The sequence below is a fragment of the Zunongwangia sp. SCSIO 43204 genome, from assembly GCF_019904275.1.
In the GTDB taxonomy this organism is placed as follows: Bacteria; Bacteroidota; Bacteroidia; order Flavobacteriales; family Flavobacteriaceae; genus Zunongwangia; species Zunongwangia mangrovi.
The window spans coordinates 3,469,773-3,487,986 of the sequence record NZ_CP063204.1; the positions used below are offsets into that span (position 1 = coordinate 3,469,773).

General features: G+C 35.0%; 16 protein-coding genes. 3 read left to right on the forward strand and 13 right to left on the reverse strand.

What is annotated here, in order from left to right; all coding sequences use genetic code 11:
* The 11 genes from rfbC to INR75_RS15510 all read right to left on the reverse strand — a co-directional run bounded on the left by rfbC (position 1) and on the right by INR75_RS15510 (position 14,736).
* The gene (rfbC, locus tag INR75_RS15460) at positions 1-564 is read right to left on the reverse strand and encodes a dTDP-4-dehydrorhamnose 3,5-epimerase (RefSeq protein WP_223089487.1); all 564 of its coding nucleotides are present in this window, start codon (positions 562-564) and stop codon (positions 1-3) included.
* The gene (gene rfbA, locus INR75_RS15465) at positions 564-1,421 is read right to left on the reverse strand and encodes a glucose-1-phosphate thymidylyltransferase RfbA (protein ID WP_223089488.1); all 858 of its coding nucleotides are present in this window, start codon (positions 1,419-1,421) and stop codon (positions 564-566) included. The genes rfbC and rfbA overlap by 1 nt, the downstream gene beginning before the upstream one ends.
* 30 nt (positions 1,422-1,451) lie before the next feature.
* On the reverse strand, positions 1,452-2,483 hold the full coding sequence (gene rfbB / locus INR75_RS15470) for a dTDP-glucose 4,6-dehydratase (protein WP_092541113.1): 1,032 nt from the start codon (positions 2,481-2,483) through the stop codon (positions 1,452-1,454).
* A gap of 222 nt (positions 2,484-2,705) precedes the next feature.
* Positions 2,706-3,281, reverse strand: coding sequence for a hypothetical protein (locus tag INR75_RS15475; protein ID WP_223089489.1), 576 nt, complete (start codon positions 3,279-3,281; stop codon positions 2,706-2,708).
* The gene (locus tag INR75_RS15480; RefSeq protein WP_223089490.1) at positions 3,265-4,560 is read right to left on the reverse strand and encodes a hypothetical protein; all 1,296 of its coding nucleotides are present in this window, start codon (positions 4,558-4,560) and stop codon (positions 3,265-3,267) included. Before INR75_RS15480 ends, INR75_RS15475 begins: the two co-directional genes overlap by 17 nt.
* Before the next feature lie 252 nt (positions 4,561-4,812).
* Complete coding sequence (locus tag INR75_RS15485; RefSeq protein ID WP_223089491.1) at positions 4,813-5,598, reverse strand: hypothetical protein; 786 nt, start codon at positions 5,596-5,598, stop codon at positions 4,813-4,815.
* 204 nt (positions 5,599-5,802) lie between these two features.
* Positions 5,803-10,671 carry a DNA repair ATPase gene (locus tag INR75_RS15490; RefSeq protein WP_223089492.1) on the reverse strand — a complete coding sequence of 1,623 codons (4,869 nt, stop codon included), beginning with the start codon at positions 10,669-10,671 and terminating at the stop codon, positions 5,803-5,805.
* Positions 10,672-10,805: 134 nt separating this feature from the next.
* Positions 10,806-12,884, reverse strand: a complete 2,079-nt coding sequence (locus tag INR75_RS15495; protein WP_223089493.1) for an SPFH domain-containing protein — start codon at positions 12,882-12,884, stop codon at positions 10,806-10,808.
* 15 nt (positions 12,885-12,899) lie between these two features.
* Entirely contained in the window at positions 12,900-13,550 is a 651-nt protein-coding gene (locus INR75_RS15500; RefSeq protein ID WP_255584568.1) for a hypothetical protein, read from the reverse strand.
* A gap of 65 nt (positions 13,551-13,615) precedes the next feature.
* The gene (locus tag INR75_RS15505) at positions 13,616-14,329 is read right to left on the reverse strand and encodes a PspA/IM30 family protein (protein WP_223089495.1); all 714 of its coding nucleotides are present in this window, start codon (positions 14,327-14,329) and stop codon (positions 13,616-13,618) included.
* A gap of 11 nt (positions 14,330-14,340) precedes the next feature.
* Positions 14,341-14,736: a molecular chaperone Tir gene (locus tag INR75_RS15510; protein ID WP_092541127.1), complete on the reverse strand. Its 396-nt coding sequence runs from the start codon at positions 14,734-14,736 to the stop codon at positions 14,341-14,343.
* A gap of 291 nt (positions 14,737-15,027) precedes the next feature.
* Here INR75_RS15510 and INR75_RS15515 point away from each other — a divergent pair, with 291 nt between their 5' ends.
* Together INR75_RS15515 and INR75_RS15520 are read left to right on the forward strand one after the other, a co-directional pair.
* Complete coding sequence (locus INR75_RS15515) at positions 15,028-15,786, forward strand: LexA family transcriptional regulator (protein WP_223089496.1); 759 nt, start codon at positions 15,028-15,030, stop codon at positions 15,784-15,786.
* A 147-nt stretch (positions 15,787-15,933) separates the two neighbouring features.
* Positions 15,934-16,527 (forward strand): DUF6134 family protein, encoded by a 594-nt coding sequence (locus INR75_RS15520; protein ID WP_223089497.1) that lies wholly within the window; start codon positions 15,934-15,936, stop codon positions 16,525-16,527.
* Here the strand turns inward: INR75_RS15520 and INR75_RS15525 are convergent.
* The gene (locus tag INR75_RS15525; RefSeq protein WP_223089498.1) at positions 16,522-17,064 is read right to left on the reverse strand and encodes a DUF1697 domain-containing protein; all 543 of its coding nucleotides are present in this window, start codon (positions 17,062-17,064) and stop codon (positions 16,522-16,524) included. The two genes, INR75_RS15520 and INR75_RS15525, sit on opposite strands and share 6 nt — an antisense overlap.
* 111 nt (positions 17,065-17,175) lie before the next feature.
* On the opposite strand from INR75_RS15525, the gene INR75_RS15530 reads away from it, so the two are divergent.
* Entirely contained in the window at positions 17,176-17,637 is a 462-nt protein-coding gene (locus INR75_RS15530; RefSeq protein WP_092541133.1) for a PA2169 family four-helix-bundle protein, read from the forward strand.
* A 106-nt stretch (positions 17,638-17,743) separates the two neighbouring features.
* Here the strand turns inward: INR75_RS15530 and INR75_RS15535 are convergent, their stop codons facing one another.
* Positions 17,744-18,202, reverse strand: a complete 459-nt coding sequence (locus INR75_RS15535) for a universal stress protein (RefSeq protein WP_223089499.1) — start codon at positions 18,200-18,202, stop codon at positions 17,744-17,746.
* Positions 18,203-18,214 lie beyond the last annotated feature (12 nt).

Genomic DNA, 18,214 nt, shown 5'->3' on the forward strand with positions numbered 1-18,214 from the left:
TTATTGTACTTCAGAATATTGAGAAATATACTGTTTGAAACCAGGTAAAACTAAATCCTTATCTGATATGATCAATTCTTCTTCAGATAACTGCCAATCTATTCCAAGATCTTTATCATTATAAATGATTCCTGCTTCAGCTTCTTTATTATAAAAATTATCGCATTTATAGTAAAAAAGAGCTGTTTCACTTAATACGACAAATCCATGAGCGCAACCTCTGGGAACAAATAATTGCTTTTTATTTTCTTCGGAAAGCAATGTACTATAAACTTCGCCAAAGGTTTCACTTTCTTTTCTTAGATCTACCACCACATCTAAAACCTTTCCTTGCAAAGCAGAAACTAATTTTGCCTGAGAGAAATCACCTTCCTGCAGATGAAGACCTCTTAAAACGCCTCTCTGTGAAAATGACTGATTATCCTGAACAAATACTGTATTTATACCTGTTTCCTGCTGAAAAACTTTTTTATTAAAACTTTCATAGAAATATCCTCTTTTATCATTAATTATTTTTGGTTCAATTTCAAAACAGCCTTCTATGCTAGTTCTTTTTACTTTCATTAAATTGTTGCTAATAAATTTTTACTGTATCCACTTTTTAGAAAGGGCTCAGTTAAATTCACAAATTGCTCTTTTGTGATATATCCCATTTTTAAAGCTGAAGCCTCGATAGCACCAACTTTTAGCCCTTGTCTTTCTTCAATTACTTGAACAAATTGGGACGCCTGCATTAAAGAATTAAATGTTCCTGTATCGAGCCAGGCCGTTCCGCGGTCTAATATACTAACATTAAGTTTTCCTTGATTAAGATATTCCTTATTTATATCAGTTATTTCTAATTCTCCTCTCTTACTTGGCTTTATATTCTTGGCTATATCTATAACATTATTGTCGTAAAAGTAGATTCCAGGCACTGCATAGTTTGATTTTGGTATTGATGGTTTTTCTTCAATAGAAATTGCTTTTTGATTATCATCAAACTCTACGACACCATATCTTTCGGGATCTGTCACGTGATATGCATATATAATTCCTCCATCTGGTTCATTGTTTGCCTGTAATAAATTAGATAATCCTGAACCGTAAAAAATATTATCACCTAATACCAATGCAACTTTATCTTTGCCTATAAAATCTTCGCCAATTAAAAAAGCTTGAGCCAAGCCCTCCGGTTTAGGTTGGACCGCATATTCAAAAACACAGCCATATTTAGTTCCATCCCCCAATAATTTTTTAAATAAAGGCATATCATGAGGGGTACTTATAATTAAAATTTCCCTTATTCCTGCTTCCATTAAAGTTGAAAGCGGATAGTAGATCATTGGTTTATCGTAGATAGGCATTAATTGCTTACTTACTGCTATTGTACAAGGATGGAGTCTTGTACCAGATCCTCCTGCTAAAATTATTCCTTTCATATAATCTGGTTGTGTTAGTTTTTTGGTTAATTAAACTGTCTCAAGAATACTTTTATATTTATTTAAATACCAGTCAACTGTTAATTCAATTCCGGTTTCAAAGTTTTCATCTGCCTTCCACCCTAAATCATTCTCAATTTTTGTGGCATCAATAGCATACCTAAAGTCATGTCCTGCTCTATCGGTAACATACGATATTTGTTCCGCATAACTTTTGCCAGAATTTAATGGAACTTTTTGATCAAGTATTTCGCAAATCTTTTCAGCAATATAGATATTGGTTCGCTCATTTCTGCCACCTACATTATAGGTTTCTCCAGAAATTCCTTTCTTAAAAGCTAACTCGATTCCTTTACAGTGATCTAAAACGTAAAGCCAGTCTCTTATATTTTTACCATTCCCATAGATAGGAATTTTTTCACCAGATAATGCCTTTCTAATAATAACAGGAATTAATTTTTCATCATGCTGTTTGGGCCCATAATTATTTGAGCAATTAGTTGTTACTACATTCATCCCATAAGTATGATGATAACTGCGAACAATAAAATCAGAAGAAGCTTTTGATGCACTATAAGGACTATTTGGAGCATAAGGAGTAGTCTCATGAAATAATCCTTCTTCGCCTAAAGTGCCATAAACTTCATCTGTAGAAACGTGATGAAACCTCGAGTTTTTAAATTTATCTTTATAATCTCCGGGGGAATTCATCCAATATTCCTTGGCAACATTAAGTAGATTGAAAGTCCCAATAATATTTGTCTGCATAAATGCATCAGGATTAGCTATACTATTATCTACATGAGACTCTGCTGCTAAATGGATGACATCCTGAATATCATATTTAGAAAATAAATGCTCTATAAAATCTCTATTACAAATATCTCCTTTTTCAAAAATGTATCTAGGATTATCGGATATCTCGATTAAATTAAGAAGATCTCCTGCATAGGTCAACGCGTCAACGTTAATGATTGATTTATTAGGATTATTATTTAGAAAATGGATTATAAAATTTGATCCTATAAAGCCACAGCCCCCAGTAACTAGTATATTGCTCATCTTTTCTTTTGTTTTTAAAATTAAGTAAATCGAAATGAATTAAATACTTTTTTTTTATTTCCGATCAAAATAATCTAATTATTAGATAATTAGATAAAAAAAAAGGATGAAGGGGTGGAATAATAATCGAAATTACGATTAAATAAAAGATATAAAAAAAGCTCAAATCAATAAAGATATGAGCTTTTAGGGTTTTTAGTTATATTCACTATAAAATTATAGTCATCTTACTAATTCTATATTAAAATTGGTACCGTCTGGCATGATAATTATACTATCATCAGATTCAGGACCTCCAGCGATTATAGATAATTTATTATTAGCATTAAGAGATAATAATTTTGTTTTAGAAACAGTTTTAATATCTCCATTTTTAACGTTTGCTATAGACAAACTACCGGGAACGTCGTTACCGTTATTCTGTAATTTCAAATAAATATCTTTACCACCTCCTCCACTAGTATTATCCATCATTACACTATAACTAATTCGATATATACCTTTTACAGGAACAGTAATGGAAGTAGAAGAAGTTGCCACATTTGTACTTAAAACAACCTCTGTCCCAAAATCTACATCTTTCCATACCGCTGTGGCATTATTTCCATTACCAGCGTTTAATAGTTTTGTAGCATTCCCAGACTTGTAAACTTCAGCATAAACAAAATAACCATCTATATAATCCTGCACCCATTCTTGTGTAGCAGCATCTTTCCATGAGGCATTTCCATTGGCATCTGAAGTCAATACTTTATCCTCTCCTTGATTACCATCTACGTATCTAAAGGTTCCATTCACGTGAAGCTTTGCTGTAGGATCGCTTGTTCCAACCAACCTTAGATCCTGCCCAGTTAGATGCACTAGTATTATTACCTAAAACAATTGAATATGCTGTATTCGAGGTTGCCTGGTAACCAATTGCGGTAGAGTTTTGCCCTACAGCATTTGAATTTGACCCTAAAGCTGTAGTGTTTTGTTGCGAAGCTTTACTATTGTATCCAATTGCTGCAGCATATTGCCCAGAAACGTTAGAAGAATGTCCAATAGCCATGCTATTATTTCCAGATGCCTGAGCATTTACACCTAAAGCAAGAGCATTCTGCTGACTTGAAGTTTTAGCACCAACTCCTATAGCCATCCCATGGTCACTAGCGGAACTAGCATTTTGACCTATTGCAAAAGATTCGCTAGAAGTTGCTTTAGCCCCATCACCAATTGCAAAAGCAATATTTTGTGTAGCCCTTGAATTTGAACCAATTGCAAATGAACTATTACCACTTGCCGATGCTGATTGTCCTATCGCTACAGCGTTATTGGCAGATGCAACAGATGAATTACCAATAGCTGTTGCTTTACTTCCTGAACTATTGGCATTAAAACCTAAACCTATAGCTTCATTACTTGTTGCTAATGCTCCATGTCCTAAAGAAATTGACTTACTACCAGATTTTGAATTTTTTCCAATAGCAACAGCCTCATCTGCAGTGATACTTGCTGCATTTCCTATAGCTACTCCGGCCCAATCTGCTTTTGTATCAAATCCTAATGCGATACCTCCATGAGGATCAAATTCCGCAATTTGCTTATCATTTGATCTTAAAAACAAAGAATGCCATGTAGTCGTACCCAAAAATTTACTCTCAGCATTAGAAACATTATCAAAATTATTTCCTGTTAAAGCCCATCCAGAACCATCTTCTAACTCATTAAAACGTTCATCTATTTCTTCCATGATATCGTCGATATCGGATTGATTTTCTACTTTATCCCACTTTTCATCATCCCAGATATAAAATCCCTTTCTTAGGTCACGAGAATTATCATCACGCTTATTATATACTAATAAACCTTCTGTTGGATTATGAACTGTATTTTTATCTGTAAGATTCTCTAAATCTACTTTAGGTAATAAAACTCCTTTATCTGTACTTTGAATATGTAAAACTGCTGAAGGATCTGGATCTGATGTACCTATACCAACTTGTGCCACTAATGAATTTGAGAAAAACAGGGTAGTAAAAACTAAAAAAACAACTACAGATTTAAAGATATTTTTTAAGGGGTAATTTTTCTTCATTTTATATCTTATTTAAATAAAATAGTCAAGAAAAGGTTAAGTTACTGACTTATAGATAGTCAAAATTAAACCTTAGCTTTTACTTAAATAAAACTTTACGATGAAGCGCGCAAATAATCGTTTAAAAACGTTTAAACCGTTATTTAACTGGCATTTTATCAGTATTATTTTTACAAAATCCTAGTAATAGTCACTGTTTTCGTTCAAATATTCATAATACTCAAGATATTAACAAATTGATTTTTAATTGAATTACAACTTAAAAAGTGAAATTGAACAAGCCTCCGGTATGGTAGATAACTCGGTGATCTCTCCTCTCGAATTTACTTTCCTGGCATAGACACTAAGATCATCTGTATCTGAAAATTCAATTATACCTTGTAATGCAACTGTGTATTTTTCATCGTCATCAACTGAACTATCAATAGTTAAATAAACTGAAGAACCGTTTACTTTTTCTCCAGATTTAGTGAAATAGAATTCTACCACAGCATCTTCGGCATCATCGTCGTCTATATTCAAAGAAATGATAGCATTAACTTTAAATATTCCGTCGCTCTCTACATCCAATGCATTTTTAGAGTTATTCCATCGAATATTGTTGGAGGTATAAGCTCTATCAAATCTAATTATTCTAATGTACCTATCGCTAAGGCTTTGTTTACTTCTAGCGTAAAAATTCCCATAGGCTTTGGGTGTTGATTCCTCACTGGACAAGTCTGACTCATTAGTAATTTTATCCCATTGGTTGCTATCCCAACAATACAATCCTCTTTCAAGATTTTGAGCCCTATCGTTATTAGTGTTATAGACTAAAAGGCCCTCCGCAGGATTATCTACCGTATTCTTATCCCAAAGGTTTTTTAGATCTACCCTAGGTAATAATACGCCTTTATCTGTGCTGGAAATGTGTAAAATTGAAGAAGGATCTGGCTCTGATGTACCTATACCAACTTGTGCATGGCTTGTTTCAAAATAACAGGTGAAAACAAGTAAAATCAAGGTATAACTACACCATGAAAAGTAATTATGTATCATAGCAAATATTTAAAGTAGGGTTAATATTGCTTCGTAATGAAACAAACATAATACTTTAATTTGCAATACATTAAAAATTTAACAAAAATTAAACTTTATTATTTATTAAATGTTTAAAAATAGATATGTAATGTGAATTTAAAAATAACTGCCCAAACAAATATTTGTAGACGTTCATGGTGTTCGGGCAGCGTAAAATGAGTTTTATTTTTCTAAGCCACGTTTTAAAACCTCTCTAATACCCTCTAAATTTTCACTAAAAGCCATCATTTGCGATAATACTTGTGCCATTTCATTCTTGTCGCCAAATCCCTTCAGCTTATTGTTCTTTAAAAAGGTCTCTTTTATCGCACTCCAACGAGCCTCTTCATCTTCAGAAATACTTCCGCGTAATTCTTTAAACTTTAATAAATTCGCTTCCGCAGCAGCTGTTAGTGTTTGCGATTCGTTCTCGTAATGCGATAATAACAAACTATTTAATTCTTTTTCGTTCATAATCGGTACCACTTTCGAGACCAGTTTATTCATATCTCGATACGATCCCTGCAACTTAAACGCCGGTTCTGTTCGATATTCGTCTTCCATCCCGGCCGATTTTATATAAGTTGCGTTCACTTTTAAAACGGTATTACGAATGCTTAGCACTTTCTCTAAAACCGACTTATAATCCTGAATTTCCTGCTGAGAATGATTTCCTTTTAATTCTCCGGCATCCGAATTATTTTCTATACGATCGATCAACGTATATACATCATCAAAATTTCGAGAACTTAATTGATGCAATACAGGATTTGATGTTAGCGAATTCTCTAATAAGCTTAATTTAAACAAACTTTCGGTATCGCCAATAATATCTCCCAAATTATAAATATCGGCACGGTTAGAAAGCATATCCGGGATTCTAAATTTTTCGCCGCTTTCGGTGTAAGGATTCCCGGCCATGATCACACAAAATTTCTTTCCGCGTAGATCATAAGTTTTTGGTTTTCCGTTATAAATTCCTTCAATTTTTCGGGTTCCATCGGCAAGTGAAATAAACTTCTGTAAAAATTCTGGATTGCAATGCTGAATATCGTCTAAATACAACATCACATTATTTCCCATTTCAAAAGCCAGATTCAGTTTTTTAAGCTCTTCTCTGGAAGCCGAATTTGTCGCAGCCTCAGGATCTACAGAGGTAATATCGTGACCAATCGCCGGCCCGTTGATTTTCATAAAAACCAATCCCAACCTGTTAGCTATATATTCCATTAGCGTAGTTTTACCGTAACCCGGCGGCGAAATTAACAACAACATTCCCATTCTGTCGGTACGGCGGTTCTCCCCTACACTTCCCAATTGCTTCGCCAGGTTTTCACCGAATAGTGGAAAATAAACCTGATCAATCAATTTATTCCGAACAAAAGATGTCAGAACTCTTGGCTTAAATTCGTCTAATTTCAGCTGTTCTTTTAAATCTTCAGTGACCTGATGTCGTGCTTTTCTGAAAGCCTGAAATGCCGGAACGCTATAATTAAAATATAACTGAAGTTTCTGTGTAAAATCATGAAAATTGAACTGAAATTGCCCATTTTCGATGTTTTTATGATCTCCTTTTAGTTCTGAAATTACTGCGGAAGGATCGATATGGTTCACCTCCGGACTTTGCTGCGGAAATAAAATACAACACGCAGCTTCATCGATATAATTTGCTTGATTTTCTAACAATTTCGCCTTGGCAAACGCCTGAAGCCATTGTTTTACCAACCTGATCTTTGCTGAATAAGATTGTAAACTTTCAACACTGTTTCTAAACTGAGATTCGGCTTTCTCTTTCTTCAGCATTTGCTGAAAATCATCTGCTAATTTTTTTGCTAATCCGCTTACTACAAATTGATCGTCACTTTGCAGTTCTTCAAATAGATATTGTGCGGTTTCTAAACTGACTTCCGCAGAAAATAAACCCGATTTTTGTCCAAAATCGTTAATTACCTGCTCTAATTCCTGAATTAAAAAGTCATATTCGCGAGTATTGGGGAAATATTTTAAAACCTGACCCGAGGCTTTTATCGAATTATTATAGCCTTTTTTAGCATCGCTTTCTAATTGATTCCAAAAATACCTCGCAAAAGCTCGAATTTCAGATCGCCACCTTAAAATGCCTAAATCTTTATGTTTTTGCACTAAAATTTGTAGAATCTTAGCGGCATCAAGATCATGAACGCCTTTTATATAACCTTCAGAATAATTACTGCTGCTTTCCTCCTGAATCAGCTTCAGCAATTCATCTTCGTTTAATTCGAATAGATTTTCGGAAAACTGGTTTTTATAGATTTTAAAGGCTAAAAATGAAGAACGATAAACCGAGTCATTTTCAGAAATAAATTCCTGATTCCAATATTCTCGACTATTATTTAAAATCTCATTTCTTAGTTCCTGGTAAAAATCGGTTCCGCTTAGATGATAAAATAATTTATCGTCTTTAAAAACAATACTTAGATCCAATTCCTGGCGGTTAACTCCGAATTTATGATTCCCGAGTTTGATAATATTTTCACCATCTTCGTAAAGATCCTGCTTGTCTTTTAGCTTGCGCAGCGCATCTTCCCTACTCGTTTTTAGCGAAGTTTCAATTTCTTCGGCATTACCGCTATCATCCAGTTCTCGTAGTTGCTCCACAATATCGCGAAGCTTATTCACCATTAAATCTGAAGCATAATATCCGTTAATCTCTGAAACCGATTTTAAACTTTCAGCTTTCTTGCCAATACTTTTTAAAATACGATCTGAAGCAGTTTGCAAGGCAATCGCCTTTTTATTTCGCTTTTCATTGATCGCACTTTTCTTACTTTCAAAAGCGTTATAAACTTCTTCCCGTTTTTCGATAATCTCAGTAATAAATTCCTCAAAATCGGCAAATTTTCCTTCTAATTCTTCAAGCTGAATACTAACTTTTGTTTGAAATTCATCACATTTTTCAGGCGTTGAAGCGATATCCAGGTAATTGATGATACTTTGATCGATGAGTTTTAATTGGGCGGCAAAATCGGCTTGGGCTTCTTTACTTCCCAGTGATTTTTTCTTATTCTTAATCGCTGCTTTTAACTGATTGATCGTTGCAAAAATCAAGCTGATATTATCGATAATCTTGGTTGAATGCGAGGTATCTTCGATATCCAGATTCGATACAATATCGATGAGCATTTCCAGATCTAAAGCGATCTGATTAACATCCTCTTCCAGCTTTTTGGCTTCAACTACTTTGCTGATCTTGTCTAATTGTTGCTGTTTTTCTTCAACTTTATCGTGATATGGCTGCAAGGCTTTATCATTCAGCAAAAATTCTACGCAACGTCTTGAAATTTTAGTAGTTTGCTCTGCAATTTCAACTTCCAGCAATTTAATAAATTCTTCGTTTACATATCGAATTTCGTATAGACCAATCACCTCGCCACGTAAAGCTCGTAGCTGCGAGAGTAATTCGACAAATTCGTTGATGTTTTTAAAAGAAGTGCTCTTAATTTTACTGAAAAGCTCCTGTGCTTTCTGCTGAATTTCTTTGGTTTGTTTTTCAGCAATTTTCTTAAGCTGAACAACCTTCTGAAATTCATCTATCGCTGCATTCGCGGCAATATTGATCTCTTTTAAAGGCTCACTTAAAACCGCGGTTTCCTTTTCATTCAGCCAATAATAAGCATCTAAAATATTCTTCGAAGATTTTGCAATATCCGCATACAATCCATCATAATTATCCTCTTTACTCAGCAATGTGATCAGCTCATTAGCCTCTGCCATTGCTTTCACGATATCTTTGTTTCCAATCTTGTACAACATCGAATCCTGATGTTCAGAAGGCATAATATCGCCCTCCAAATACGGTGTTTGCCAAATCTGGATCATGTGATGTTTGGTCTGCTCGTCATCGGCCTTAAAATAGCAAAGCTCTCCATTGGGTAAAATGGTGAAACCGCCACAAACAATAGGAGTTTTGATTTCCTGCTCGATCATATTATAATCCATAAGCAGATAAGTTCCTTTTGAAGGCGAATAGAAAATATACAGAAAATCCTCCCCATTTGGAGAATTCATGGTTCCCTGATATTTTAAAGACTGAACTTCGTTGGAGAATAGATGAAATTCCCCTGTCTGTAAATAATACCCATTTGGGAAAATAATTCCCTGATCGTCTGGTAATAAAACTGCTGTTTCTTTGATCGAATCGATTTTCTGAACTTCCTGCATTTTGTGATTGTACACAAAATAGCGTGCTTCTTCCTGAAAAGGCTTTATTTCAAGAATTATCAAATTTCCTAGATCGGCAAAGCGAATCTGTCCATCATCCAGCGTTTGATCTTTATAATCTACAGGTTCAGAATAGATTCCCATTCCGTCTTCTGTATTATCTTCAATTTTAATCGTAAGATCGCCGCCAATGGTTTCAACAAAAACTTTATCCAAAATTGCAACATGTGGATGTTCACCATAGCGTTGCATATCTCGTGTGGCTTCCTGCCAGTTAAATTGATGCTGCTTAGGATACTTAAATTCATGTTCGCTACGATTATCGATATAGGTAAGCGAATTATCTTTTATAAGCCATTTAAAGGTCTTTATATCGGTCACACTTTCGCTTAGCTGAAAAACCATGTGCAAATAGTTCCCTATCCTTGCAAACTTGCTAAAGATCGTATTTCGATAATATTTATAAAGATTTGAAAAATCGGTTTTAAAAGTATCATCTTCAAACAGTTCCAAAGAAACCATTTCAAAATGATTGTCTTTAAACTCGTAAACGCTAAAAACATCAGAAAGAGTAATTTCTGTACGTAATCCAAAATGAACGTTATAGCCAAAAATACAGGTATTTCCCAGCGAAATGATATCCCTGGCCACACAATTATTTTCGGTACTAATTCGGTTATTGGCAATTAATTGCGTTTCGAGCGAACCAAAAACCGTTTTTCGGGCATCATTTAAAGTATTAAGACGTTCCTGTAAATCAGATTTATGAATGTTAAGACGTTTACGGATAATCTCGTAGGTGCCACCATCCAAAGCATCTTTTTGTACCGACTTTTCTTCGTTAGTATTCATTAGGTTTTGTGGTAAGGGTTAGGGTTTGATTGCTCTAATTATTGAAGCAGAAAGAATTAGAGAGGATGAAATCCCGGGTCACGCCCGGGATGACAACGTTCCAAAAATTTAATTGATTTTCTTCAAATATTAGATCAAACCTTTAAGGTTGAAACTCGCTTATCAGACAATCCTAAACCTTTAGCCAGGTTGAATAAATTGCCTAACATGGTTTGCTCATTTTGGTCGTTTGAGCGCCCTTTTAATTCCATGATCAAATTAGCGATCGTTAGGTTTTTGATATCTTCGGAAGAGATTCCGTATTTTTCTGAAAACTCACGTACTTTGGTTAGCAAATTCCCCTGAATATCATCACTTCCTAAGATCGAATCCTTAAGATCCTGAATGTTAGAACTGTTTTGTACCAATCTATCGAATCCTTTACCTCTGGTAATCTGACCAATGATTTGATCGAAGAACATGGTCTCTCCACCAACAATATCGATCTTAGCGGCTTTAAGTGCATCACTAATTACATGAGCTTGTGCATCTGCAATATCTTTTTGTATGTTGATATGCGCAAGATCTACTTGTAATTCTTTATCTAGTTTTAACTTGAATTCTTCGTGTTCTTTACCTACACCATCAAGTTTCTTCATTGCAGCAGCTTTTTCTTCGATACCGGCAGCATCGGCTAGGGCTTTATCTCTAATCACATCTGCAGCGGCTTTACCTTCTTTTCTACTCGCTTCAGCTTTAGCTTCCATTCCGGCAGCTTCAGCTTTGGCTTTTTTCTCGATAATAAGTGCTTCCATAAGTCCTTGTCTTTCGCTGGCATCTGCTTTAGCGTGCATCACTTCAGCTTCAGATAAACCAATGGTTGCTTCTTCTTTCGCTTTAGCTTGAGCAATGGTTTTTCTTGCTTCTGCTTCTTTTTCACTGGCTTCTTTATGCGCCTGCGCTTCAATATTAATTTCTTCAGCTTTTTGCTTAGCAGCTTCTTTTTGTGCTTCCGCAGCTTTAATGGTTTTGATTAATTGTTCCTGAGCGTTCGCTTCAGCAATAGTAACTTTCACTTGCTTCTCACGATCTGCAGTTTTAAAGGCCTGGATATCTTTCATATTCTCCTGCTCTTCTACCACACCTTTTTCTAACATTACTCGATCACGAATAACATCCTGAATGTTTTTCTTCTCTACTTCTAGAACTTTCTCTTTCTCGATCTGCGCCAGCGTTACGATACGTTCTCTTTCTGTAGCCTCTAACATTCGGTCTTTTTCAACACGTTCGCTTTCTACAGCTTCTGTTCGTTCTTTGTTTTTCGCCGCCACGATGATTTGACGGTTCATATTTTCTTCGGCAACTTTTACTTTTTCTTCCGTAGCAATTCTTGCTGTTTCAGATTTTAGGCGTTCTTCTTCCGCAACTTTACTAACTTCAGCATTTTCTCGTGCCTTAATGTTTGCAATCTCACGTTTTTGTGCTTCTTCTTTTTCAGCTAATTGCTTATCTAATTCAAGGATAGCTTCGCGAGCTTCAACGTCTTGTTTTCTGATGGTTTTTTCTTCGTCACGCTTAATAAGGTTCGCTTTCATATTCTGAACTGCAGTAAGCTCGGTAATCTTTTTAATACCTTCAGAATCGAGAATATTATCTGGTTTTAAATGCGAAATTGGTGTTTGCTCTAAAAAGTCGATCGCACAATCTTCTAAAGTATAGCCATTAAGATCTGTACCAATGATATTTACGATTTCATCTCTAAATTCGCGGCGCGCTTCGTATAGTTCGATAAAATCGAACTTCTTTCCTACGGTTTTTAAAGCTTCAGAGAATTTAGCTTCAAAAAGATCTTCTAAAGTTTCGATTCTTGATGCACGATCTACACCAATGGTTTGCGCTACTCTTTTTATGAAAGAGATATCGTTGTTTACCCTAACGAAGAAGGCAACTTTAATATCTGCACGCATATTGTCCTTACAAATAAGACCTTCGTGCTCCATTCTTTCGATCTGGATTTTCTTTACAGAAATATCCATAACTTCCACTTTGTGGAAAACAGGCACCACGTAAAGTCCTTTATCTGTGGCCACTTTTGTTCCGCCAAAACCGGTACGAACAATAGCACGGCCTTGTGGCACCTTTTTGTAAAACATCGCAATTATTGCGAAGTAAACTACGATTAGGAACAATAATCCCCCTAATCCAATTCCGATAATTGGTAAAATTTGATCCATTTTTTTAAGTTAGGTTTAGTCGTTATAAAATTGTACTAAGAAGTAATTTTTATCTGCAGATTGCTTGATAATTAAGATCTTGTCGTGGTAATTTAATTGATGTCCATCTAAAGATTTCACGTAAATGGAATGCGAATCTCCATTGGCTGAAATTTCAGCATTTCCCATTTTATCACCAGAAATGGTGGATAACAAAATACCTTGCCTGCCAATATAATCTATTGCTTTATCGCCGTCTTTATTCAGGTTTTTAAAGAAACCTTTAAAAGGTGTGGTAAAGATCTTGTTTACAAACAGAGAAGTAAAAAAGCCAGCGATCATGATTGCGAAACCCAAAAAGTTATCATACGTATAGGTTAGCGCTGTGGTAATTGCCGTGGTAAACCACCAGATAAATACAAAGCAGGTAAAGGTGAACATAAATGGCAGGCCCACAAAGTTGAAATAGATCAACATAATTTGCCACCACTTTAGCGGCCTGATTCTTTTTCCCACCACATCCTCTTTATTCAGCTCCGCATTCGAAACATCCTGAAATTCCATATTTGCGCCATCGGTTGCCAGATCGGCATCGACATCTACATCGGCATCGATATCAATATCCATGTCGTAATCAAAGTCAATACCACTTATCATGGTTAGCAACCAATAAACGATCAATAGCATACAGAGGATGCTTAAGGTAATGTTTACCTCAGAGAATAATATGTCTGTTAAACTGGTCAATTTCGTTATTTTTTATCATCATTTAAACCTAGTTGATCTTTAAGTTTGCTAAGAACATCTTCGGCTTTTGCTTCTGTAGTGCTTGCTGCTTTTTCAAGCTCGTCGTCTATAGATTTAGAGGCACCGGCAATATCGCCATAGGCTTCAGCCAAAGCTTCTTCCTGCGCTACTTTTTCTTTCATACGTTCTAGCATAGAAACTGTGCTGCTACTATCGATTTCGGCCATTTGCTTGTTAAGGCTCTTTGTGGTGTTGCTCACTTTTACACGAGCTTTCAGCGTTCTAAGTTCGTTTTCCCAGTTACTAATATTCGATTTGATGGTTTGAATATTTCGCTCTAGTTGGGCTACATTTTCATTAAACTTTTTGGCTTCTTCTTCAGATCGTTCTACGTGTTTTTGCGCTTCTTCCTTTTTCACTAAAGCCTCACGAGCCAGGCGATCTGATTCGGTTTTATCCATATCACCACTTTGTCCTTTCTTCAGGATCAAAATCGCTTTATTATGGTAATCTTCTTTTTTGTCCAGATATTCTTCCTGGTCGTTCTTTGCTCTAATCGCCAGGGCTTTTACCTGCGCCAAAGCTTCCAGGTTTTTTTCCAGATCCTGTTTAAGATCCCTAATTCCCTGCTCGGTTAATTTAATGGGATCTTCCATTTTATCTATGGCTGAATTTGCTTCAGCTTCTCCTATTTTAAATAATCGTTTAAAAATGTTCATAACGCTAAGGTTTAATATTTTGAAAATTCTATGATTTTGTCTGAATATTCACTCATTAATAAACTGAGTGAGTTTAAAGATCCTTCCAGTTCGTTTAGATCTAAGTTTTCTATCTGAAGCGTATCTCTAAAGATCACTTTTTCTCCAGAATCGTCGACTACAAAGGCGCCATGGATAATGTCACGGTTTTTTTGCAGCAGGCTGCGATAGATCTTTTCAGACTGGTTATTAATCTTGAATAAGAACTGCTCCATTATTAAAATAGGCGGTGCTACACCCAGGATAAGGTTTTTGATGCCAAAATTTTCTTTGCGAATCATTAATATTCCTTCGGCTTCATTTTCGAAATCGATATTGAAATTAAGCTCTAACAGAAAATTTTTGGTAATCTGAAAGTGGTTTTTCATCTAGACAGTATTTTTTGATTGGTGTTAAAAATTACGGTATAATAATACGAAAATCTATTATCTTTTAAGGTATTATTAACACAATCACTGTGGTAATTATTGCTGTAATCATTGGTTGTATAGGTTTAAATTAAACTTTTTATCACTCCGCTAATTCATTTAGCAATATTCCTTTTATTATTCAAAACTAGAGAAATAACCAAATAAATTAGTAATTATCAAATCTATTAGCTAATATTGTTAGATAAAGATACAACTAAATTTCAATATTGCAAATAATTTTAGCAAAATATGTCGTATTTCGGTAAAAATATTAGGAAGATAAGAAATGTAAAGAAACTAAGTCAGCAGGCTTTTGCTGAATTATTTGAGCTAAAACGCGGTACTTTGGGGGCTTACGAAGAAGAACGAAGCGAACCTAGAATTGAAACTATTATTAAAATAGCTAATCATTTTAGCATTACTATAGATGATCTACTCACCAAAGAACTTACCGTGAATAAACTTTTAAAGTTTAAAGACGACCTTGCGCTACAAGGTAGTTTTAGTAAAGAAGAGTTTACCAAAATTCCCTGTATCACTCCAAAAACCGAAGCAGATTATGCTTTATATTTTGATAAACCACATTTTATTGAAGATCTTCCCAAACTTCATTTACCAATAAACCCAGATAAAAAGTATAGAGGTTACCTTATTTCTAATTTAGAAATGACCAATAACGACAAAGCCTATTGCCCAAAGGATGTAATTATTGGTGAAAAAGTTGAAACGAACGATATTACAAAAACTGAAAATGGAAGCCTGGTTATAGTTTTATTACACGGAAAGGTTCTTTTTAGAAAGTTCTACCATTCTTCAGCAAACATAACCCTGCAAGCTACAAATTCTAATATTGATGATCTTGAAGTAGATCCTACAGAAATTAAGGAGCTTTGGAAAGTTTGCTATACCTTCTTTAAGCGTCTACCCGATAATCATAACGTAGAAATCGAACAAAAACTGAATTTCCTTGAACAGGAATTTATGAAATTGAGACAGAATTTTAAATAAATTGTATTCCGAAGAATACATTCTTTTCTAGAATTATCTTTAGTTTCTAGGCCTATTCTAGAGCGACAAAAGGCTATAATTCAAAAATTAACTGTCTAACATAATATTACAGAATTTTACTTAAATTAAACCATTAAAATCCCGAATATGAAACTGGCCTTTTCTATAATTCTTTTTTTGTTTCTAAGCTTTACATCCTACGGGCAAAAAGAGAATTATAACTATACCATAATCCATAAGGATGATACGATTGGCCAGTTAAAAGCAGTGAAGGAAACACATGGCAAAAGCGTACAATACGCTACAAAAACTAACATAGAAACACGTATTTTAACCAAAATCGAAGTCAGTTACGCTTTCGATGTTACTTTTAACGACCAACAATTACAACAATCTGCCGTTAAGGTTTATTTTAATGGAAGAGAACGAACAAATACAAAAACTCTAAAGTCGAATAGCGGCTATAAATTCTATGATTCAGGTGAATTAGAGAAGAATATTAAGCAATCTGTTTCTTATTGCGCCGTTCAGCTTATTTTCGAAGAACCTTCAGGTATCGATAAAGTATATAGCGAAGAAACAGGTGCCTTCCACAGTCTTACAAAGATTGCATCACACTCCTATTCAAAAGAAAACGAAAAAGGCAGAGAAAGTATCTTTCATTATAAAAACGGCATATTACATTCAGCAAAAATAGATGCCGGAATTATCGAATTTGAGCTCCATTTACAGCGATCATAAACTAGCGGCCATCTCTAGCAGTTTGTTACAGGTCTTCCAATTTCTGGTGGTACAATTTATTTTTAAAAGCTTTTCTACAACGCTATTATTGATATTCGATTTACTGTAACGCTCAGTTGCACAGCAAATGTAAACACAATCTTCAGCAGTCATAAAGACATCTGGAGAGGCGTCGAAAGTTTCAAGTTTCTGGCGATTTTCTAAGATAGGTTCAGTCTTAAAAAAACAGCAATGTAAACGCTTAATATCAACCTCAGCATAAGGATTATTCTTAATGATCGCAGCAAAATTTTCTTCGGAAAGAACCAATGTGCTCACCTCAAAACCATAATGATCTAATATCTTTTTCTGAATTAATTGCGCCAGCTTTGCTTCACTATCTCCTGAAGCGCTAAAGATTATATTACCGCTTTGAATATAGGTTTTAACTTTATCTATTTCTTCTATTTTCGTTAGCAAATCCCTGAGCTCTGCCATTAGAATCTTCTTGTGTCCACCAACGTTGATTCCTTTTAAGATTGCAATGTATTTCTTCATTAAAATTTGGAGTAATTAACATGAAAAGCTAAATCGAGGTGAATTTAAAAATAATTAAGACTATTATCGTTAGTCTTCCCTTAATTTTGATAAGAATATATAAAATCGCCTATGGAAAAGATAAATGATAGTAAAAAGATTGCGAATGCATTGCAGGAGCTTTTAGAAAAAAATTGCGATGCAGAACAGGTTTACAAGGATGGATTAAATGATACGGAAGACAATCTTTTAAAAGACTTTATTTTAACGCAGGCGAAACAGCGTGCAAGATTTGCTAAGGAATTAGAAAGAGAGCTTTACCAAATTGATCATTTGCCCGCAGCCAGTGGAACTTTACAAGGAACCTTACAGCGTACCTGGATGGATTTAAAAACGATCTTCAGTAAAAATAAAGATGAAATTATCCTTGAAGAATGCCTAAAAGGAGAAAAAGAAAGCGCCGAAGAATATGAAAGAGCTATTGCACAGTACAATTTCAGTGAAGACGTTTTAAGGGTTTTAAACGGCCAGTTAGACGAAATAAACTATACACTAACAAAAATATCTTCCATAAAGGATCTGGAGCATTATTAAGATCCAGATTTTCTTGGCACCGCCAACGGGTATAATACTCCGAGGCATGCCTCGAAATTAAAAAATTGTTTCTAGTGAATGCCTCGTGGGCTTACCCCGAGGTAGTTTACTTTTTAATTGGAACCATATATACTGGCACATCAGTTTTCTCTAAAACTTTAGACGCTACAGTTCCCACCAGTACTTTCTCTAAAGTAGAATGGCTATGTGTACCCATAACAATTAGATCTGCTCCCCATTCTTTCGCATATTTTAAGATTCCTCGATGGCTATCGCCAATCTCTAAGGCTACAGAAACTTTATCGTCATTAAACTGCTTTTTAGCCGTTTTTAGATAACCCTGAGCCATTTCCTGCAATTGTGCACTAACACCCAGATCGAAACCCATATTTTGATAACCTGGATAGCCTAAGAACTCAGAATAATTTACGCCGTAATGAGAAACATCGGCTAGCACGTGCAGCAAGCAAACTTCAGCACTCATCCTTTTGGCAAGATCGTAGCCAGCAGTTGCCACTACTTCTGAGTTTGGATGGTAATCGATAGCAATTAATACTTTTTCCATAATCTTGATTAT